Genomic DNA, 20,053 nt, shown 5'->3' on the forward strand with positions numbered 1-20,053 from the left:
GAATCCATGTCACTTTGAGTGCCCACACAGATTGTCTGATAAATTGTTAAAGAGCAGTTGCAACGCGGCTTTCAGCTCACCGTTGCGAGGTCCCGTATATTACGTTTTCCTCATTCAGAGTCAAGCGATTATTTTCACTTTTCTCTGTTGGTGTTCATCTCTGAACCCCGCTAACCCGGCGGCTTGTAAGCCGTTGTTCCGTGTCAGTGGAGGCGCATTATAGGGAGTTCTCAGACGTTGACAACCCCTCTTTTGAAAAAAACTTTCAACCGCCTCTTTTTTGCTCAAAACCGTGCTACAACGCCAGTTTTTCGAGCGTTTCAAAGCCGTAACGATGTAAAACGGGCAAAAGTTGTTCAGTTTCTTTTGTGATCGCCATACAAAAAGCGATATTTGCATCGGTAGATTTTGCATCTGGCGCTTCATGTTCCAACAGCCAGGCAGTACGACGCGCAATGGCCGCACCGGAATCCACCAGACGTGTCCCCTCTGGCAGAACAGCCAGAAGCTCTTCCTGTAAAAGAGGGAAATGGGTACATCCCAGAACAACGGTGTCTGGTGGCTCCGGCATCCGCAACCACGGGCGCAAAATGCGGCGCAGCTCTTCCAGCGAAACAGCGTGTCCATGCAACTTCGCTTCAGCCATTTCGACAAGCTCCGCCGATCCGAGCATTGCTATCTGGCATTCATTAGCAAAGCGGTCGATCAGTTCACGCGTATAAGGACGCTTCACGGTGCCACGTGTTGCCAGCAAACCAACGATACCGTTCGCCGTCAGACGCGCGGCTGGCTTTATTGCAGGAACGACGCCCACAACCGGGAACTGGAATTTTTCACGCAAGGCAGGAAGGGAAACCGTACTCGCCGTATTGCAGGCGATGACCGCCAGCGCAAGGGGGTAACGCTTTTGTACCGCGGTAACAATTTCAACCACACGCTCAACAATAAACTCTTCGCTTTTTTCCCCGTACGGAAAAGCGACGTTATCAAAAGCGTAGATGTAATGGAGATTCGGCAGGAGATGCCGAATCTCATCATAGACCGAAAGCCCACCAACGCCGGAATCAAACACCAGTACAGTGGGACGCGGATCAGAAGGTGTAGCTGCCAGACAAGGTGTATTCCCGTCCTGCAGTTTGATAGCCATAAACTGTCTCGTAATCTTTATCGAACAGATTGGCTATTTTACCACGAACTGTGAGGTGAGAGGTGACAGGATATGAAACTGCGATATCCCACAAACTTACGCCACCCATTTTCACACGTTCTGACGCATAGGTATTCGGATCGATCGCAACGTCGTAACGAGTTCCCAGATAACGGTACGCCAGATTCCAGTCGAGATCCCAGACCTGCCAGTCAAGCTGATACTTAACCTGCTGCTTAGAGCGGCGAGCCAGGACTTCGTTGGTTTTCGCATTACGTGGGTCAACATAATCGTAAGAAATCTGATGGCCTACCGGGCCAGTGTCAAACTGCGCCGTGGCTTCCACGCCTTTGATACGCGCTTCATCAACGTTGTAGTAGCGGTACGTATGCGGGTCGCTGCTGATCAGATTATCAATATCATTACGATAACCTGTAATACGCCAGTTAACCGGTCCCGTCAGGCCTTCAAAACCTCCTTCCCACTGCTTACTCTCTTCCGGTTTAAGGTCCGGATTACCATAGTTCGCACTGTGGATCTGACTCATCGTAGGCGCTTTAAATGCGGTACCGTAGGAGGCTATCACGCGATAACCATCCACAAACTCCCACGCTGCGCTGGTTTGCCATGTTCCATGGTTACCAAAGTTGGAGTTGTCGTCATTACGCGCCGCCGCTTCCAGCGTCACGCTGTTGAACTGCTGCATCGCTGAAACGAACACGCCGGTATTACGCTGCTCGTAACCTTTATCCAGGTAGCCCGTTCCGGCCTGCGTCTTCTGCTTTTGCCAGTCCAGACCAGCACCAATGTTGCCATGACCGACTTCAACAGTATTGAGCCACTGGGTGGTGTACTGCTTCACATCATCCATCGTTGCGGAATCAGCATAGCGCCCTTTCTTCGGGTCATAGTTCTGATCTTTACTGCGCCCATAACCTGCCACCAGTTGCGACTGGAAAATCCCCTGGTTGTAACGTAGTCCCGTATCCCAGTTCTGGCTGTAGAGCTGGCGAGTATCCGGTCGCCCATCCACCATAAAGTTGGCGTCATAGTGATCGTAACCGTCATACGCAGTGCGGTTGTCATAACCAAAACCACGGAAGAAGCCGCTCACGCTGTCGGTAATCTGCTGTTCCACAGAGCCGTACAGTGACTTGCTCATAAAGCCATCGCGGTCAGGCTGACGCGGTGCGTCCTGGGCTGCAATATCAAAACCACGGGTATAGGTATAGTTACCCGCCATCGTGATCCTGGTTTTATCAAGAACCTGCTGGAAAGAGCCATCATAGGTTTGGTAACCCTTAGACCCCACACCTGCAGAAATTTCCGCGCCCGGTTTATCGCGTCCGGTAATGATGTTGATCACACCGCCAATCGCGTCAGAACCATACAGGGCCGAACGTGGGCCACGAATGTATTCAATACGCTGAATCAGGGAAGTCGGGATCTGGCTCAGGTCGGGAACGTTGCTGATCCCGGCGTTATTCAAAGGAATACCGTCAATCAGCACCAGCACATGGCGAGATTCCGTTCCGCGAATAAAAGTCGAAGAGTTCGAGCCCATTCCACCGCTTTGCGCGATATCCACGCCAGGCAGACGTGACATGATTTCCACCACACTCTTTGCCTGCCAGCGTTCAATATCTTCACGCGTCACAACAGATGTCGGAGCCAGAACGGTTTTTGCCGGTTGTTCAAAACGGTTTGCAGTCACCACCAACGAGTCTGCGCTATCCTGCGCCCAGCCCGAAAATGCCGTGACGGACAACGCCGTCAGCAGCGATACTTTTTTAATCATTGTTAAAGCATCCACAATATAAGAAGGATGCCGCAGGATTCATCTATAGCACGCGATGATGAAACCAAATGCGACGTGATCCCGGCAGGTCTTCGGGCTAGGTGGCTTTAGAAGGATGAAGACTTCCCATTTTCACAGTGTCTACAACGCTCATCCCGCCAGTCTTTACCGCTGCGCGTCAGCTCCAGATTTACACTGGATTCCCTTTTCACTCTCAGGAGACCGGAAACAGAATGCTACAATTAGACACGTATAGATGTCCAGACAGCTATTGGCCATTAAATCTGGACATCCCCTGAACAATGCCTACAATCCCCGCGTAATTCTTTATCACTCAGGACGCATCATGACCCCAGAACACCTCCCGACAGAACAGTACGACGCGCAGCTGGCAGAGAAAGTTGTCCGCCTGCAAAGTATGATGACGCCTTTCAACGCGCCCGTTCCCGAGGTGTTCCGCTCTCCTGTCAGCCACTACCGCATGCGCGCCGAGTTCCGCATCTGGCACGACGGTGACGACCTGTACCACATCATTTTTGATCAGCAGACAAAATCCCGTATCCGCGTAGACAGTTTTCCGGCGGCAAGCGAGCTGATTAACCAGCTCATGACCCTCATTATGGACGGTGTGCGCACCAACCCAGTGCTGCGCAATAAGCTGTTCCAGATTGACTACCTGACTACCCAAAGTAACCAGGCGATTGTCTCTCTGCTGTATCACAAAGCGCTGAATGACGAGTGGCGCGAGCAGGCAGAAGCCCTGCGCGATGCGCTGCGCGCGCAGAACATCAATGTTCATCTGATTGGCCGTGCTACCAAAACCAAAATCATGCTGGATCAGGATTACATCGACGAGCGTCTGCCGGTGGCGGGTAAAGAGATGGTGTATCGTCAGGTAGAGAACAGCTTCACCCAGCCGAACGCCGCGATGAACGTGCAGATGCTGGAGTGGGCGCTGAAGGCGACGGAAGGGTCGACGGGCGATCTGCTTGAGCTGTACTGCGGTAACGGCAACTTCTCGCTGGCGCTGGCGCGTAACTTCGAGCGCGTGCTGGCCACAGAAATCGCCAAACCATCGGTTGCTGCGGCACAGTACAACATCGCGGCTAATCATATCGACAACGTGCAGATCGTTCGTATGGCCGCAGAAGAGTTCACGCAGGCCATGAACGGCGTACGTCAGTTTAACCGCCTGGAAGGGATCGATCTGAAGAGCTACCAGTGCGAGACGATTTTTGTCGATCCGCCGCGCAGTGGCCTGGACAGCGAAACGGAGAAGATGGTGCAGACGTACCCGCGTATTTTGTACATCTCCTGTAATCCGGAGACGCTGTGCAAGAACCTCGAAACATTAAGCCAGACGCACAACGTTGAACGTCTGGCACTGTTCGATCAGTTCCCGTATACGCACCATATGGAGTGCGGTGTACTGCTCACGGCGAAGTAATTATCTGGCGTTTTTGGCAGGTGGCGCTTCGCTTACCTGCCCAACACATAATTCATTACTCTGGTAACTGGCTTTTACGGCTACGCATGCGCGAGCCAATCCAGAACACCAGCGCCACAGACAGTACCGCAGGGAAGAAGTTAGAGCCGATATCCGGGTACTCGGCACGCACTACCGTGCTATACAGCAACACACCCAGAATAAAGCAGGCAGCAGCCAGCCCCGGTAACCCGACCGGCATGGTGCGGTTCAGGTAACGTTGATGCAGACAGTAAACCGTCAGCACCAGTGCAATTAGCGGGAAAATCGAAAAGGGTACGATTGAGCTAAAAATAGCGGCAAACGTACCATTTATGGATAAGCCAGCGATCAATGCCAGCAACAGCGTCCCTTTATCCTGACCTGACTGTTTCATTACTCACCTTCACTCTTCGGTTTGATGTGCCAGTTTCTCTTGTTCACGGCGATACCAGTAGTACGCACCTTTAGAAATCATGCGAAGCTGTAATACCAGTCGCTCTTCGAGCTGCTTGCGTTGTTCAATGCTGATATCCAGCGCTTCGGCACCCGCGCTGAAAACAATCGTCACCATCGCCTCAGCCTGTGCTTCAGTAAACGCACGCGGCATATGGTTTTCGAGTTCAAGATAGTCGGCAAGTTCCGCGATGAAATGCTGAATTTCACGCGCGACGGCAGCACGAAACGCCGCAGAGGTTCCGGAACGCTCGCGCAGAAGCAGACGAAACGCGTTGGGGTTATTGCCGATAAATTCCATAAAGGTCGACACGGAGGTGCGGATCACGCTGCCGCCTTTTGCGATACGCTGACGCGCCTGGCGCATGAGCTGGCGCAGCATCAGACCACTTTCGTCGACCATGGTCAGACCCAGTTCATCCACATCACGGAAGTGACGATAGAAGGACGTTGGCGCAATCCCGGCCTCGCGCGCAACTTCACGCAGGCTCAAACTGGCAAAACTACGCTCGGCACTCAGTTGACTGAATGCGGCTTCCACCAGCGAACGCCGGGTTTTCTCTTTTTGTTGTGCTCTTACGCCCATCACGATAGTTGAATCCTTCCAAAGGCCTGATGGCACTATACCAGAGAATAAAATTAATCTGTTTGCCTGGCTTTGTGAATGATTGTTTACGCGCGGTTTGTGCTTCACTGCCCGAAAAAAGCACAACGATAATTGGGTTACTCTGGCAATGATGTTATGATTCTGTTGCTTTTATGTATAAGAACAGGTAAGCCTTGCCATGCCACATTCCTACGATTACGACGCAATAGTTATTGGTTCCGGCCCCGGCGGCGAAGGTGCTGCTATGGGTCTGGTGAAACAGGGAGCCCGAGTAGCGGTCATTGAGCGCTACCATAATGTTGGCGGCGGTTGCACCCACTGGGGCACCATCCCTTCGAAAGCCCTCCGCCACGCCGTTAGCCGCATTATCGAATTTAACCAGAACCCTCTCTACAGCGACCACTCCCGACTTCTTCGTTCATCCTTTGCCGACATCCTGAATCACGCGGATACCGTCATTAACCAGCAGACACGTATGCGTCAGGGGTTTTATGAGCGTAACCACTGTGAAATTTTGCAGGGTAACGCGCATTTTGTTGATGAGCACACCCTGGCGCTCGAATGCCACGACGGTTCGGTTGAAACCATCACCGCTGAAAAATTCGTTATTGCCTGCGGCTCACGCCCGTACCACCCGGCCGATGTAGATTTCTCGCACCCACGCATCTACGACAGTGACTCCATCCTCAGCCTGCACCACGAACCACGCCACGTGATTATCTATGGCGCTGGGGTGATTGGCTGCGAATATGCGTCGATCTTCCGTGGAATGGACGTCAAAGTTGACCTGATCAACACCCGTGACCGCCTCCTGGCATTCCTCGATCAGGAGATGTCGGACTCCCTCTCCTACCACTTCTGGAACAGCGGCGTGGTGATTCGCCACAACGAAGAGTACGAGAAGATTGAGGGCTGTGACGACGGGGTGATCATGCACCTGAAGTCAGGTAAGAAGCTGAAAGCAGACTGCCTGCTGTACGCCAACGGTCGTACCGGCAACACCGATTCACTGCAGCTGGAAAATATCGGGCTTGAAACCGACAGCCGTGGTCAGCTGAAGGTCAACAGTATGTACCAGACCGCCCTGCCGCACGTTTACGCGGTCGGCGACGTGATTGGCTACCCAAGCCTGGCCTCAGCCGCTTACGACCAGGGACGCATTGCCGCACAGGCGCTGGTAAAAGGCGAAGCGACGGCGCACCTGATCGAAGATATTCCGACGGGCATCTATACCATCCCGGAAATCAGTTCTGTCGGGAAAACCGAGCAGCAGCTGACGTCAATGAAGGTGCCTTACGAGGTGGGTCGCGCCCAGTTTAAACATCTGGCGCGGGCGCAAATCGTGGGGATGAGCGTGGGAACGCTGAAGATCCTTTTCCATCGCGAGACCAAAGAGATCCTCGGTATTCACTGCTTTGGTGAACGCGCGGCGGAAATCATTCATATCGGCCAGGCGATAATGGAGCAAAAAGGGGGTGGTAACACCATCGAGTACTTCGTTAACACCACCTTTAACTACCCGACCATGGCAGAAGCCTATCGGGTAGCGGCACTAAACGGTCTGAACCGCCTGTTTTAACGCGCTGTCAAAATGGCCATCCATTGAACTCCGGATGGCCTCTGCCAGCTGCTCATAGCGGCTGCGCAGCGGCGAACCAGGGCGATAAACCAGGCCAATCGTACGGCGCGGCTCTGGCTTAATGCACGGCAGGTACACCACGCCATCTCGCGTGCGTTCACGAGGTACGGCCAGCGCAGGCAGCAGTGTAATACCACTTCCCGCAGCCACCATATTACGCAGCGTTTCCAGGCTGGTTGCGCGGAAATGGGTATCTTCATCAGCACCCGCTTCAAAGCAAAAACCCATCGCCTGATCGCGCAGGCAGTGGCCATCTTCCAGCATCAGCAGCTTCTCGCCGGCCAGATCGGCCATCGGCACGCGATCGCGGTTCGCCCACGGGTGATCTTGATAGATCGCCAGCATCATCGGCTCATCAAATAGCGGCACCTCAATAAAGGCTTCGCTCTCTTTGACCAGCGCCAGAATGGCACAGTCGAGCTTACCGCTATCTAACTGCGCCAGCAGCTGATGGGTCTGCGCTTCATGCAGGTACATTTCAAGTTTCGGGAACGTCTGGTGCAGCATCGGAATGATGTGCGGCAACAGGTACGGGCCAACGGTTGGGATCAGGCCAATATGCAGTGGGCCTGACATCGTTTCCCCCTGCTGGCTTGCCATTTCCTTGAGCACTTTGACCTCGCGCAGCACGGTGCGCGCCTGATCAACCAGCAAAAGACCTGCCTGGGTGAACAGTACCTTACGACTGGTGCGCTCCAGCAGCATCACACCCAGCTCATCCTCCAGCTTGCGGATCTGACCGCTCAGTGTAGGCTGGCTGACGTGGCAGGAATCTGCCGCGCGGCGAAAATGACGGTGCTCGGCTAACGCTACCAGGTATTCAAGATCACGAATATTCATTATTCATCCTCCGTCGCCACGATAGTTCATGGCGATAGATAGCATAGCAACGAACGATTATCCCTATCAAGCATTCTGTTGAATAATACACCACATAGACGAGGCGGCACGTGTTTGACCCAAAACGACCCCGCTCCGTCAGCGAGTTTCTCTCAAAACTCGAACAACTAAAGCCAACGTGAACTTTTGCGGACCCCGTGGTCCGCTTTTTTTTTGCGTAAAAAAGCCTGGCGTTAAGCCAGGCTCCGTTTTTCTCCCACTCCCCGTGGGAGAGGGCCGGGGTGAGGGCACCCGCCCGCACAGTTTAAACTAAGCGGTTTTTCGCATCCGCAATCGCCTGCGCGACCTGCTTAGGTGACACGCCGCCTTTCGCCGCACGCTTATCCAGGCAAGACTGTAATGCCAGAATCGGATAAACATCATCCCCGATAACCGCACTGAACTTCTGCAGCTCGGCAAGCGCCAGATCTTCCAGCGGTTTACCCTGGCGAATCGCTTCCACTACCGCTTCGCCCACAATATGGTGCGCTTCACGGAACGGTACGCCTTTCGCAACGAGGTAATCCGCCAGCTCAGTGGAGTTTGCATACCCCTGCTGCGCCGCTTCCTGGCAACGCGGGCGTTTCACCTGAATACCATCCAGCACCAGTGCGCCCATATGCAGACAGTCCAGCCAGGTGTCGAGCGCGTCGAACAGCCCTTCTTTGTCTTCCTGCATATCTTTGTTATACGCCAGCGGCAGCCCTTTCAGGGTCATCATCATGCCGGTCAGCGCGCCCTGGACGCGGCCACACTTGCCGCGGATAAGCTCCAGCGCATCCGGGTTTTTCTTCTGCGGCATCAGGGAAGAACCTGAAGTCACACGGTCAGACAACTCGACAAACCCGGCCTCACCGGAGTTGAAGAAGATCAGGTCTTCTGCGAAACGCGACAGGTGAACCATGCCGATAGAAGCATTTGAGAGCAGTTCCAGCACGTGGTCACGGTCAGACACGCTGTCCAGGCTGTTACGGGTGGCAGAGGCAAAGCCCAACCAGCCTGCCAGCTGTTCACGGTCAATTTCATACGCCGTACCGGCCAGCGCGCCGCTACCCAGCGGACTCACGTCCAGACGTTTCAGAGTATCCTGCAGACGGCTTTCATCACGCGCCAGCATCTCGACATAGGCCAGGCACCAGTGCGCAAACGTCACTGGCTGCGCACGCTGCAGATGGGTGTAACCCGGCATGACCGCGTCCTGGTTATTCTGAGCGGTTTCCACCAGCGCACTCTGCAGTTGACGGTTAGCGGCCAGCAGTTCGCCAACGGTATCTTTACACCACAGCTTCAGATCGGTTGCGACCTGGTCGTTACGGCTACGGCCAGTGTGCAGCTTCTTACCCAACTGACCGACTTTATCGATCAGTTTGCCTTCTACCCAGCTGTGAATGTCTTCGGCATCACTCTGGAGAATTTGATCCGGGTTCAGGCGCACTTCTTCCAGCAGGTTGTTCAGCGCTTCTTCCAGCTGCTGCTGTTCCTCTGCGGTCAGTACGCCAACTGTCACCAGCGCTTTGGACCAGGCCACAGAGCCGACAATATCCTGTTCGGCCAGGCGGTAGTCGAAGCGCAAAGAGTCGTTGAACTGTTTGAACCGCTGATCCGCTGCCTGTGTAAAACGCCCACCCCAAAGTGCCATAACATCGTTCCTTTATTCGTTAGTTCCGCCGGGTGGCGCTACGCTTACCCGGCCTACGGTCATTCAATAAAAACTTACGCTAAAATACGCGTGCCAATCGGCGTGCCGTTAAACAGCGCCGGGAGTTGCTCCGCGTGACGCCAGGAGGCGATATCGACCGGACGACCGAGCGTGCGCGCAGCATCCAGTGCGGCATTCACTTTGACGATCATACCGTCGGTAATAATGCCCTGCGCAATCAGCTGCTCGGCTTTCGCCGCCGTCATTTCCGCAATGCGCTGACCTTTGCCGTCCAGAATACCGCTCACGTCGGAAAGCAGGATCAGGTCTGCGCCCAGCGTTGCCGCCAGTGCCGTTGCCGCCTGGTCCGCATTCACGTTCATCAGCTCACCCTCTTCGGTGACACCGATAGAACTGACCACCGGCAGGAAACCACCGTCCAGCAACGTGTTAATCAGCTTAGGCGAACCTGGCTGCGCCAGTCCAACATGACCGAGTTCTTCGTCGAGCTGAGTCACTTTTACGCTATCGCCATCGCCCAGGTAGAGGCCAACGGAAGCAATATGGTGTTTCTTCGCCCATGCCAGTAGCGTTTTGTTCGCCGTCCCCGCCAGCGCACCGGTGATGATGTCAATCTGATCGGCAGGTGTAACGCGCAGACCATTTTTCTTTTTCACCGGCAGGTTGAGCCCTTTCATCAGCTCATCCACCACGCAGCCGCCACCGTGAACAATCACCAGCGGACGTTGGTGCGATTCGCGATAGTTAACCAGCGCGGTAAAAAGACGCTCCAGCGCTTCTTCGCTGTCCAGCAGTACACCACCGAGTTTGATAATTAATGGGTTCATCATCACACCTTAAATAAGAGCCTGCGTTTCAGGGAAGCCGAAACGAATATTTGCGCACTGCATGGCCTGAGCGGCAGCGCCTTTGAGTAAGTTATCTTCTGCGGCGACCACAATCAGGTGTTCGCCCTGCACAGCAAAGCCGATATCGCAGAACGGCAGACCGACCACGTTTTTCAGCGCCGGGACGCCTTTATCGTACAAACGCACCAGCGGTTTATCCGCGTATGCCTGAGTGAAGACCTCGTTCACCTGTTCTTTGGTTACGCCCGGTTTCAGGCGGCAGGTAATAGTTTCGAGGATCCCACGCGGGAAGCTGCCCAGGTGCGGGGTGAAAATCACCTCCGCGCCCAGATGGGTGGTAATTTCAGGGTGATGACGGTGATTAAACACGCCATACGGCTGAAGGCTCACTTCGCAGAAGCTGTTGGAGATTGCGGCCTTGCGCCCTGCACCGCTCACGCCGCTGGTGGCATTGATCACCGGCCACTGGTTCAGATCCAGCAGGCCCGCGTCGATCAAAGGCTTAAGAGAAAGCTGCGCCGCCGTTGGATAGCAGCCCGGTACGGCAATCAGATCCGCTTCTTTCAGTTTATCTGCGCTCCACTCTGCCAGGCCATACACCGCTTTTTCAAGCAGATCCGGGTGCTGATGGGTAAAACCGTAATATTTTTCATAGAACGCGCCATCGTTAACACGGAACGCGCCAGAGAGGTCGAACACCACACAACCGGCCGCCAGAAATTGCGGTGCCAGGTCGTGGCTGACTTCGTGCGCAGTGGCCAAAAACACCACGTCGACGCCTTCGGTGAACTCACTGATGTCAGACATTGGCTGCAACGGCAGATCAACAATGCCCTTAAGTTGCGGATGCAAATCAGAAATTAACTTTCCTGCATCATTGCTTTGCGCTGACACGGTCAAAGCGGTTATGGTCATATGTGGATGGCGATTCACGTAGCTTACAAGCTCTGCGCCCGCATAACCGCTAGCGCCTACAATCAGCGTATTCAACATCGGGTTCCTTTATGCTCAACGTTAATGTATTTTTATTCACATTTATTGCATGAATATTGATACTATCACGACCTAAGGTGTGTCAACAATGAAAATGAACTTACCGCCATTTATCGAGATCTACCGCGCCCTGATTGCCACACCGTCCATCAGTGCAACCGAAGAAGCGCTGGATCAGAGCAATGAGTCTTTAATCAATCTGCTGGCGGGTTGGTTTAGCGATCTTGGGTTTAACGTTGAGGTTCAGCCCGTCCCCGGAACCCGCCACAAATTTAACCTGCTCGCCAGCACCGGAACCGGTGCGGGCGGCCTGCTGCTGGCCGGTCATACTGACACCGTACCGTTTGACGACGGCCGCTGGACGCGCGATCCGTTCACCCTGACCGAACATGACAACAAGCTCTACGGTCTGGGCACCGCCGACATGAAAGGATTCTTCGCCTTTATCCTCGACGCGCTGCGTGACGTCGACGTGACGAAACTGAAAAAACCGCTCTACATTCTGGCGACCGCCGATGAAGAAACCAGCATGGCGGGCGCTCGCTACTTTTCTGAAAACACGTCGATTCGCCCGGATTGCGCCATTATCGGCGAGCCAACGTCTCTGCAACCGATTCGCGCGCACAAAGGCCATATCTCGACGGCAGTACGTGTGCTGGGCCAGTCCGGCCACTCCAGCGATCCCGCGCGTGGGGTGAACGCCATTGAGCTGATGCACGATGCCATCGGCCACATCATGCAGCTGCGTGATTCCCTGAAAGAGCGCTATCACCATGATTCGTTCACCGTTCCTTATCCGACGCTGAACCTCGGCAGCCTTCACGGCGGCGATGCCTCCAACCGTATCTGCGCCTGTTGCGAGCTGCACATGGATATCCGCCCGCTGCCGGGTATGACGCTGAGCGATCTGAACGGATTACTGACAGAAGCTTTGGCACCGGTGAGTGAACGCTGGCCTGGTCGTCTGACGGTTTCCGATCTTCATCCGCCAATTCCGGGCTATGAGTGCCCGCCGGATCACCAGTTGGTCGACGTGGTGGAAAAACTGCTCGGCGAGAAAACCGATGTGGTGAACTACTGCACCGAAGCGCCGTTTATTCAAACGCTCTGCCCGACGCTGGTCCTTGGCCCTGGCTCCATCAACCAGGCCCACCAGCCGGATGAGTATCTGGAAACTCGCTTTATCAAGCCAACCCGCGAACTGATTACTCAGGTTGTGCATCACTTCTGCTGGCATTAATGACGTTCCCCCCTCCCTTCAGGGAGGGGAAAATCCCGCGATCTCCGTCACATTCCCATAAGCATCACTTATCTGACGCGAAGCGAATTAAATTTCGTAAATTACCCACATTTATTCGTTTGCTGAACCGTTTTCGCAGCAATTGACGACGGGGGTTTTACGTGGCTTTATAAAGGGAGATGACAAAATAATGTCCAGAAGATTTTCGACTGGGCATAAACAAAAATGATGGGGTGACTGGGTTTTTATGAACGAACAATATTCCGCGTTGCGTAGTAATGTCAGTATGCTCGGCAAAGTGCTTGGAGATACCATCAAAGATGCGTTGGGGGAGAACATCCTCGACCGTGTTGAAACCATCCGCAAGCTATCGAAATCTTCTCGTGCAGGTAATGAGGCCAATCGTCAGGAGCTGCTAACCACGTTGCAGAACCTCTCTAACGATGAGCTGTTACCCGTTGCACGCGCATTCAGCCAGTTCCTTAACCTGGCAAACACCGCTGAGCAATACCACAGCATTTCGCCAAATGGCGAAGCTGCCAGCAACCCGGAAGTCATTGCCCGTACGCTTCGTAAACTTAAAGATCAGCCAGGCCTCAACGAAGACACCATCAAAAAAGCGGTGGAGTCCCTTTCGCTGGAGCTGGTACTGACCGCGCACCCAACCGAAATCACCCGTCGTACCCTGATCCACAAAATGGTGGAAGTGAACAACTGCCTGAAGCAGTTGGATAACAAAGACATCGCTGACTACGAGCGCAACCAGCTGATGCGCCGCCTGCGCCAGCTGATTGCCCAATCCTGGCACACCGATGAAATTCGTAAGCATCGCCCAAGCCCGGTTGATGAAGCCAAATGGGGCTTTGCGGTGGTAGAAAACAGCCTGTGGGAAGGGGTTCCTAACTACCTGCGCGAGCTGAACGAACAGCTGGAAGAGAACCTGGGTTACCGCCTGCCGGTGGATTTTGTGCCAGTGCGCTTCACCTCCTGGATGGGCGGAGACCGCGACGGCAACCCGAACGTGACCGCAGAGATCACCCGTCATGTCCTGTTGCTGAGCCGCTGGAAGGCCACCGACCTGTTCCTGAAAGACATTCAGGTGCTGATCTCCGAACTGTCGATGGTTGAAGCAACACCGGAACTGCGCGAGCTGGCTGGTGAAGAAGGTGCCAGCGAGCCGTATCGTTTCCTGATGAAAAAACTGCGCAGTCAGCTGATGGCTACTCAGGCCTGGCTGGAAGCACGACTTAAAGGCCAGCGCCTGCCAAAACCCGAAGGTCTTCTGAGCCAGAACGAACAGCTCTGGGACCCGCTGTACGCCTGTTATAAATCTCTGCAGGCCTGTGGGATGGGCATCATCGCGAACGGTGAGTTGCTTGATACCCTGCGCCGCGTGAAGTGTTTTGGCGTACCGCTGGTGCGTATCGATGTGCGTCAGGAGAGCACCCGTCATACCGAAGCTCTGGGCGAACTGACCCGTTATCTCGGCATCGGCGACTATGAAAGCTGGTCCGAAGCCGACAAGCAAGCCTTCCTGATCCGCGAACTGAACTCCAAACGTCCTCTGCTGCCTCGCAACTGGGAGCCAAGCAACGACACCCGCGAAGTTCTCAACACCTGTAAAGCGATCGTTGATGCGCCGAAAGGATCGGTGGCGGCCTATGTGATCTCCATGGCAAAAACGCCGTCCGACGTGCTGGCCGTTCATCTCCTGCTGAAAGAAGCCGGTATCGACTACGCCCTGCCGGTCGCGCCGCTGTTTGAAACCCTCGATGACCTGAACAATGCCAATGATGTCATGACCCAGTTGCTGAACATCGACTGGTATCGTGGCTTTATTCAGGGTAAACAGATGGTCATGATCGGCTATTCCGACTCCGCAAAAGATGCGGGCGTAATGGCAGCATCCTGGGCCCAGTACCAGGCGCAAGATGCACTGATTAAAACCTGTGAGAAAGCCGGTATTGAGCTGACCCTGTTCCACGGACGCGGCGGTTCCATTGGCCGTGGCGGTGCACCTGCTCATGCCGCACTGCTGTCACAACCGCCGGGAAGTCTGAAAGGCGGCCTGCGCGTGACCGAACAGGGCGAGATGATCCGCTTCAAGTACGGTCTGCCAGAAGTCACTATCAGCAGCCTGTCGCTTTACACCAGCGCTATTCTGGAAGCGAACTTGCTACCGCCGCCGGAGCCAAAAGCGTCCTGGTGTCATATTATGGACGAGCTGTCAGATATCTCCTGCGATCTGTACCGCGGCTACGTGCGTGAAAACAAAGACTTCGTACCTTACTTCCGTTCAGCGACGCCTGAGCAGGAACTGGGTAAACTGCCGCTGGGCTCACGTCCTGCGAAGCGTCGCCCAACCGGTGGCGTAGAATCCCTGCGTGCTATCCCGTGGATCTTCGCCTGGACGCAGAACCGTTTGATGCTGCCAGCCTGGCTGGGTGCCGGTGCCGCGCTGCAGAAAGTGGTAGAAGATGGCAAACAGAGCGAGCTGGAAGCTATGTGTCGCGACTGGCCATTCTTCTCAACCCGCCTGGGTATGCTGGAGATGGTCTTCTCGAAAGCTGACCTGTGGCTGGCGGAATACTACGATCAGCGCCTGGTGAAACCTGAGCTGTGGGCACTGGGTAAAGAGCTGCGCGAACTGCTGGAAGGTGACATCAAAGTGGTGCTGGATATCGCCAACGACTCACACCTGATGGCGGACCTGCCGTGGATTGCCGAGTCTATTCAGCTACGTAACATCTATACCGACCCGTTGAACGTCCTGCAGGCAGAACTGCTGCACCGTTCGCGTCTGGCGGAAGAAGAAGGTAAAGAGCCGGATCCACGCGTTGAACAGGCGCTGATGGTGACGATTGCAGGCGTTGCGGCAGGTATGCGTAACACCGGCTAATGCTTTATGCCCGGCAGCGCTGCGCTTGCCGGGCAATACCTCGGTATTCACATCATGCACCACGATATCACCCACATCCTGGCTGACCTGATAAACGGCACGTTGCCGCTACGTCAGGTGCATTTTGCAAACTCAACATCCTCCGTTCCCGCACTTGCCTTGCAGGTCGATTTTCCTCGTCTGGAGATCGTGCTCGAAGGTTCGGTGAAAGACCTGGCTGCTTCCGTTTTACAGCAGGGTGATGTTTTATACGTTCCTGCTGGCGGCTGGAATGATCCGCAATGGCAAAAGCCCGCAACGACGTTGAGCATTCTGTTTGGCAAACAACAACTTGGTTTTAGCCTCCTGCACTGGGATGGCGTTGAAGTCCGTAACCTGGCAAAACGGCATGTTGCCCGCAGAGGTCCTCGTATTGGCTCATTCCTGCTGCAAACGCTCCATGAAATGCAGATGCAGCCGCATGAGCAGCAAACCGCGCGGCTGATTATCGCCAGCCTGCTTAGCCACTGCGTCGACCTGCTGGGCAGCCAGATCCAAACCGCCTCGCGTAGTCAGGCTCTGTTTGAAGCGATTCGGGTCTATATTGACGAGCACTACGCCGCGCCGCTAACCCGTGAATCCGTGGCGCAGGCGTTTTATATCTCCCCCAACTATCTGTCGCATCTCTTCCAGAAAACAGGTGCAGTGGGTTTCAATGAATACCTGACGCATACCCGGCTGGAACACGCGCGTCAGTTGCTGAAAGGGTATGATTTAAAAGTGAAAGAGGTGGCACATGCCTGCGGGTTTGTTGACAGTAACTATTTCTGCCGGTTGTTCCGTAAAAACACAGAGCGTTCCCCGTCAGAATACCGTCGCCAGTATCACAGCCAGCTAACAGGGAAAGTGGCTAGTCCAGAATGAGCTGAGTATGCTGCGGTGCGGAAAACATTTTACGCACCGCTCCCATCACCCTTTGCGGGTCACGTAAAAAAGCGTTAATCCCGCACTTCACATAGCGGGTATGTTCGAAGCGTTCACTGCCAGCCAGTTCGATATCCGCGATCAGTAGAACAACATCGGCGCGACGAATATCGTCATCTGTGAGCTCGTTTTCAACGCCCAGAGCTCCCTGCGTCTCAATGTGAACGCTCCACTTCTCGTGCTGGCAGAGTTTTTCAAGCCGTTCCGCCGCCATATAGGTATGTGCAACGCCACTGACACAAGCGGTCACCGCCACCAGATGACGTTCCGTTATCACTGCCATACTTAACCTCCTACGGTGACATGGAAACCTTCACGCTCAGCCATTTGACGCATCGCCGCAACCTCACTTTCTGTTGGCGGAACCACTTGCCGCATCCCCCACTCCTGACCAAGGAGACGATACTTTGGTTCCCCGTACTGATGGAACGGCAGTAAATGCAGTTGCCGTATTCCAGAAGGTAACAGAAACGCCAGCACGCGAGCCATGTTCGTTTCATTGAGCGTAAAACCCGGAATAAGCGGTACGCGAGGGATCACATTTACTCCGTCAGCCACCAGTTGCATAAAATTATCGAGCACTCTGGGCAGATTCATTGCTACCACTGAACGCGCCTGCTCCGTATCCATTATTTTCAAATCAAACAGCACTTCATCACGCTGGTGCGCCAGTGGCAGTAAGCGAGATAAAGGCGCATCTCCTGCCGTTTCGATGGCTGTATGCACGCCATATCGACGCAGCCTCTGCAAAAGCAGTGTCGCAAAAGGTGCCTGCATCAACACTTCCCCTCCGGAGAGGGTGACGCCACCACCCGAAGAACGGAAGAACACATCGTCTTTCATTACCTCACGTTCGAGCACATCGAGCGTAACGTCTCTTCCAATATGCTCGAACGCGCCAGAAGGGCACTCATTAGCATCCCGCAGACAGGGGCTACAGTGCAAACATTTGCTCACGCGGCGCACTGTCTCGATTTTCGGTGAGATCGACTCAGGATTAGCACACCAGGGGCAGCGGTGAGGACAACCTTTAAAAAACACTACCGTACGAATGCCACGCCCATCATTCAACGAATAGCGCTGAATGTTGAAAATACGCGCCGCATTGGCGCGCGTTTCAACCTCGTCACAGCTGATGTGCTGTGCGACGGATAATGTCATCCTGGATCTCCTTCGATAACTCAACAAAGAAGGCGCTGTATCCGGCAACCCGGACGACCAACCCGGCAAAATCCTGTGGGCGCTGCTGTGCTTCGCGTAGCGTGTCCGCGTTAACGACGTTGAACTGGATATGTTGCAGTTTAAGCTGGGTGAACGCGCGCAGAAAATCAGCCAGCTTTTGCAGCCCGGCATCGCCTTCCAGCGTCGCAGGCGTGAATTTAACGTTCAGAAGTGTACCGTTAGATAATAAATAGTTATCCAGCTTACTCACCGATTTCAGTACCGCCGTCGGGCCCTGCATATCTTGCCCGAGCATAGGAGAGAGCCCACCGTCTGCCAGCTGCTCACCTGCCAGGCGACCATCCGGTGTGGCACCCACGACTGCGCCCAGCGGTACGTGTGCCGACACGGTATATGAACCGGGGGTAAATTGCCCACCACGCGGGTTGCGGTATTTTTCGACCTCTTTACAGTAATGGCGCAGCAATTCAGCGCTGATATTGTCGACATCATCAATATCATTGCCGTATTTTTCGAAGCGGTTGATCAGCCTTGCACGCACTTTCTCGCCTTCAGGGGTGGCAAAATTGGCTTTTAACACGGCTAATAGCTCATCAAAACTTAAGCGTTGCTGTTCAAAAACCAGCCCTTTCAGAGCATGCAATGAGTCACTCAGATTCGCTATCCCTATCCCCTGCACGCCAGAGAAGTTATAGCGTGCACCGCCGTCGGTAATATCTCTCCCCGTAACCAGGCAATCACTGATAAACGAAGAGAGAAGCGGCACGGGCGCCCAGTCGCGGTGGCCGATATCGCAGATATTGCTCCCCTCGACCATCAGCGCAATGTAGTGATTAATTTTGGCGCGAATATGCCTCAGCAACTCTTCATAACTGAGATCCGCATTACCTTCGTTCTCCTGCATCGCGATTTCCATGACTTTCAGCAGGTTAAACATCGCGATATCGTGAAGGCCGTAGGTTTTACCCGGAATGGATAGTTCAACGCAGCCGACAACAGCGTAATCACGTGCATCTTCAAGTGACACACCACGATTCAGGAAAACTGGCACCACCACTTCATCGTTAAATATCTGCGGAATACCGGTTCCCAGGCGGATCGTCTCTGCAGTTTTGAGCAGGAAAGGTCGGTCAATAAGTTCGTTCACTCGCACGCCAAGGTTGGGCTGCGGAAGCTGAACGCTCTGGTAGGCATCCAGGCACAGGAAGGAAAGCACATTCACCGCACTGCGACCACTCTCCGTCAGGCCGCCCAGCAGTGCAGTATATCCCGTCGGAAATCCGGCAAAATAACGTGCGCTGCTGGTCGAACGTAATAACACCACGTCATTGCACTTCACCCACAGTGATTCCAGAAGTTCTTTCAGAAACGAAGGATCGTCACCTTGCGAGAGCGAAGCCTGATAAAACGGCAACATATACTGATCAAAGCGCCCGATGGAGAGCGAGCTGGCGTTAGATTCGTACTGTAAAATAACGTTCATGTACCAGAATAACTGACACGCCTGCCAGAACGTTTGCGGTTTATGCTGAACGTTATGACGAGAGTTTTCCGCAATCTTGAGTAATTCCTCGCGTCGAGAGCCATGGCTGATGGCAGCGACGTCTTCAGCCAGCACTGCATAGCGCAGAATGTGGCGCTGCGAGGCTTCAAGCAGAATCAGCGCCGCAGCATAGAAGGTGTTCTCCGTATCGCGGGTGCAGTGTTCACGCATTTCCTCTACCAGCGCACCCAGACCATTATTCAGCAGGCGTGGGTAATCAATGATGATATGCCCCTGCCCTTTATCCGTCTGATTGACGCTAAAAATCTGTGTCCCCACGGCGGCTTTCACTTCATCCGTCATCTGGCTGTTGATGAAATCTTTCATCGACCGTTTTTCCCACCAGGGATACAGCACTTCACGGTAGATCCGCTTATCCTCGTCGCTAATGTCGAAGCGATCCTGGGGTCGTGTGGCAAACTGATCCAACTCCTTAAGCAGCCAGTACGGGTCCATCTCAGGGGACATAATTCCTGCGCGCGGTTTAACAGTGCGGTTTCCGGCAATCAGTTCCTCATCACGAATGGCGATGTTCACATGGTCGAGAATGTACGCCGTGGCTTTCGCGCGCCTGAGCATAACCGGCTCGCCTTCCGTCTGCTGATAACTGGCGGTATAGAGCAAAGCACGCTCAAGTGAGATTTCGCGCGGGTTAGCAAAGAGTGCGTCTTTCAGACGCTGGGTACGATTCGTCATGAGGTAACTCCTGTAACGGAAAAACGAGCCCGCCCCGA

General features: G+C 54.2%; 16 protein-coding genes and 1 riboswitch. Of the genes, 5 read left to right on the forward strand and 11 right to left on the reverse strand.

Annotation, left to right across the window (positions count from 1 at the left end; genetic code table 11):
- Window positions 1-295: 295 nt before the first annotated feature.
- The gene (gene murI / locus AAHF05_RS21780) at window positions 296-1,147 is read right to left on the reverse strand and encodes a glutamate racemase (RefSeq protein ID WP_028018084.1); all 852 of its coding nucleotides are present in this window, start codon (window positions 1,145-1,147) and stop codon (window positions 296-298) included.
- Window positions 1,092-2,945: a TonB-dependent vitamin B12 receptor BtuB gene (gene btuB / locus AAHF05_RS21785; protein ID WP_028018085.1), complete on the reverse strand. Its 1,854-nt coding sequence runs from the start codon at window positions 2,943-2,945 to the stop codon at window positions 1,092-1,094. The genes murI and btuB overlap by 56 nt, the downstream gene beginning before the upstream one ends.
- A 65-nt stretch (window positions 2,946-3,010) precedes the next feature.
- A riboswitch (cobalamin riboswitch) is annotated at window positions 3,011-3,187 on the reverse strand.
- Between the two features lie 104 nt (window positions 3,188-3,291).
- Between btuB and trmA the strand changes: the two genes are divergently transcribed.
- Window positions 3,292-4,392 carry a tRNA (uridine(54)-C5)-methyltransferase TrmA gene (trmA, locus tag AAHF05_RS21790; RefSeq protein WP_129324969.1) on the forward strand — a complete coding sequence of 367 codons (1,101 nt, stop codon included), beginning with the start codon at window positions 3,292-3,294 and terminating at the stop codon, window positions 4,390-4,392.
- A 55-nt stretch (window positions 4,393-4,447) separates the two neighbouring features.
- Here the strand turns inward: trmA and AAHF05_RS21795 are convergent, their stop codons facing one another.
- On the reverse strand, window positions 4,448-4,807 hold the full coding sequence (locus tag AAHF05_RS21795) for a YijD family membrane protein (protein WP_008501783.1): 360 nt from the start codon (window positions 4,805-4,807) through the stop codon (window positions 4,448-4,450).
- A gap of 9 nt (window positions 4,808-4,816) precedes the next feature.
- Complete coding sequence (gene fabR / locus AAHF05_RS21800; RefSeq protein ID WP_028018088.1) at window positions 4,817-5,455, reverse strand: HTH-type transcriptional repressor FabR; 639 nt, start codon at window positions 5,453-5,455, stop codon at window positions 4,817-4,819.
- A 196-nt stretch (window positions 5,456-5,651) separates the two neighbouring features.
- On the opposite strand from fabR, the gene sthA reads away from it, so the two are divergent.
- Window positions 5,652-7,052 (forward strand): Si-specific NAD(P)(+) transhydrogenase, encoded by a 1,401-nt coding sequence (gene sthA / locus AAHF05_RS21805; RefSeq protein ID WP_129324968.1) that lies wholly within the window; start codon window positions 5,652-5,654, stop codon window positions 7,050-7,052.
- Here sthA and oxyR read toward each other — a convergent pair.
- The 4 genes from oxyR to argC form a co-directional block, all read right to left on the reverse strand.
- Window positions 7,026-7,952 (reverse strand): DNA-binding transcriptional regulator OxyR, encoded by a 927-nt coding sequence (gene oxyR, locus AAHF05_RS21810; RefSeq protein WP_028018090.1) that lies wholly within the window; start codon window positions 7,950-7,952, stop codon window positions 7,026-7,028. The two genes, sthA and oxyR, sit on opposite strands and share 27 nt — an antisense overlap.
- Before the next feature lie 304 nt (window positions 7,953-8,256).
- Window positions 8,257-9,630, reverse strand: a complete 1,374-nt coding sequence (argH, locus tag AAHF05_RS21815; protein ID WP_129324967.1) for an argininosuccinate lyase — start codon at window positions 9,628-9,630, stop codon at window positions 8,257-8,259.
- 74 nt (window positions 9,631-9,704) lie between these two features.
- A complete protein-coding gene (argB, locus tag AAHF05_RS21820; protein WP_108091191.1) occupies window positions 9,705-10,481 on the reverse strand; it encodes an acetylglutamate kinase in 777 nt (258 codons plus the stop codon).
- 6 nt (window positions 10,482-10,487) lie between these two features.
- On the reverse strand, window positions 10,488-11,492 hold the full coding sequence (gene argC / locus AAHF05_RS21825; protein WP_108091192.1) for an N-acetyl-gamma-glutamyl-phosphate reductase: 1,005 nt from the start codon (window positions 11,490-11,492) through the stop codon (window positions 10,488-10,490).
- 88 nt (window positions 11,493-11,580) lie between these two features.
- Here argC and argE point away from each other — a divergent pair, with 88 nt between their 5' ends.
- The 3 genes from argE to AAHF05_RS21840 all read left to right on the forward strand — a co-directional run bounded on the left by argE (window position 11,581) and on the right by AAHF05_RS21840 (window position 16,534).
- Window positions 11,581-12,732 carry an acetylornithine deacetylase gene (gene argE / locus AAHF05_RS21830; RefSeq protein WP_028018094.1) on the forward strand — a complete coding sequence of 384 codons (1,152 nt, stop codon included), beginning with the start codon at window positions 11,581-11,583 and terminating at the stop codon, window positions 12,730-12,732.
- A gap of 247 nt (window positions 12,733-12,979) precedes the next feature.
- Window positions 12,980-15,631, forward strand: a complete 2,652-nt coding sequence (gene ppc, locus AAHF05_RS21835; protein WP_129324966.1) for a phosphoenolpyruvate carboxylase — start codon at window positions 12,980-12,982, stop codon at window positions 15,629-15,631.
- Window positions 15,632-15,685: 54 nt separating this feature from the next.
- Window positions 15,686-16,534, forward strand: a complete 849-nt coding sequence (locus AAHF05_RS21840; RefSeq protein ID WP_129324974.1) for an AraC family transcriptional regulator — start codon at window positions 15,686-15,688, stop codon at window positions 16,532-16,534.
- Here the strand turns inward: AAHF05_RS21840 and AAHF05_RS21845 are convergent.
- The 3 genes from AAHF05_RS21845 to AAHF05_RS21855 are packed head-to-tail and all read right to left on the reverse strand — an operon-like array spanning window position 16,521 to window position 20,015.
- Window positions 16,521-16,877, reverse strand: coding sequence for a PTS fructose-like transporter subunit IIB (locus tag AAHF05_RS21845; RefSeq protein WP_108091193.1), 357 nt, complete (start codon window positions 16,875-16,877; stop codon window positions 16,521-16,523). The genes AAHF05_RS21840 and AAHF05_RS21845 overlap by 14 nt on opposite strands.
- 2 nt (window positions 16,878-16,879) lie before the next feature.
- Entirely contained in the window at window positions 16,880-17,755 is an 876-nt protein-coding gene (locus AAHF05_RS21850; protein ID WP_374936421.1) for a [formate-C-acetyltransferase]-activating enzyme, read from the reverse strand.
- A complete protein-coding gene (locus AAHF05_RS21855; RefSeq protein WP_129324965.1) occupies window positions 17,721-20,015 on the reverse strand; it encodes a formate C-acetyltransferase in 2,295 nt (764 codons plus the stop codon). Before AAHF05_RS21855 ends, AAHF05_RS21850 begins: the two co-directional genes overlap by 35 nt.
- Window positions 20,016-20,053: the final 38 nt, after the last annotated feature.

The organism is Enterobacter adelaidei (assembly GCF_041937165.1).
Taxonomy (GTDB): Bacteria; Pseudomonadota; Gammaproteobacteria; order Enterobacterales; family Enterobacteriaceae; genus Enterobacter; species Enterobacter adelaidei.

Bases quoted from the DNA above. Each gene is read 5' to 3' on its own strand.
- murI (WP_028018084.1), bottom strand. From the start codon at position 1,147: ATGGCTATCAAACTGCAGGACGGGAATACACCTTGTCTGGCAGCTACA.
- btuB (WP_028018085.1), bottom strand. From the start codon at position 2,945: ATGATTAAAAAAGTATCGCTGCTGACGGCGTTGTCCGTCACGGCATTT.
- trmA (WP_129324969.1), top strand. From the start codon at position 3,292: ATGACCCCAGAACACCTCCCGACAGAACAGTACGACGCGCAGCTGGCA.
- AAHF05_RS21795 (WP_008501783.1), bottom strand. From the start codon at position 4,807: ATGAAACAGTCAGGTCAGGATAAAGGGACGCTGTTGCTGGCATTGATC.
- sthA (WP_129324968.1), top strand. From the start codon at position 5,652: ATGCCACATTCCTACGATTACGACGCAATAGTTATTGGTTCCGGCCCC.
- oxyR (WP_028018090.1), bottom strand. From the start codon at position 7,952: ATGAATATTCGTGATCTTGAATACCTGGTAGCGTTAGCCGAGCACCGT.
- argH (WP_129324967.1), bottom strand. From the start codon at position 9,630: ATGGCACTTTGGGGTGGGCGTTTTACACAGGCAGCGGATCAGCGGTTC.
- argB (WP_108091191.1), bottom strand. From the start codon at position 10,481: ATGATGAACCCATTAATTATCAAACTCGGTGGTGTACTGCTGGACAGC.
- argC (WP_108091192.1), bottom strand. From the start codon at position 11,492: ATGTTGAATACGCTGATTGTAGGCGCTAGCGGTTATGCGGGCGCAGAG.
- argE (WP_028018094.1), top strand. From the start codon at position 11,581: ATGAAAATGAACTTACCGCCATTTATCGAGATCTACCGCGCCCTGATT.
- ppc (WP_129324966.1), top strand. From the start codon at position 12,980: ATGAACGAACAATATTCCGCGTTGCGTAGTAATGTCAGTATGCTCGGC.
- AAHF05_RS21840 (WP_129324974.1), top strand. From the start codon at position 15,686: ATGCACCACGATATCACCCACATCCTGGCTGACCTGATAAACGGCACG.
- AAHF05_RS21845 (WP_108091193.1), bottom strand. From the start codon at position 16,877: ATGGCAGTGATAACGGAACGTCATCTGGTGGCGGTGACCGCTTGTGTC.
- AAHF05_RS21850 (WP_374936421.1), bottom strand. From the start codon at position 17,755: ATGACATTATCCGTCGCACAGCACATCAGCTGTGACGAGGTTGAAACG.
- AAHF05_RS21855 (WP_129324965.1), bottom strand. From the start codon at position 20,015: ATGACGAATCGTACCCAGCGTCTGAAAGACGCACTCTTTGCTAACCCG.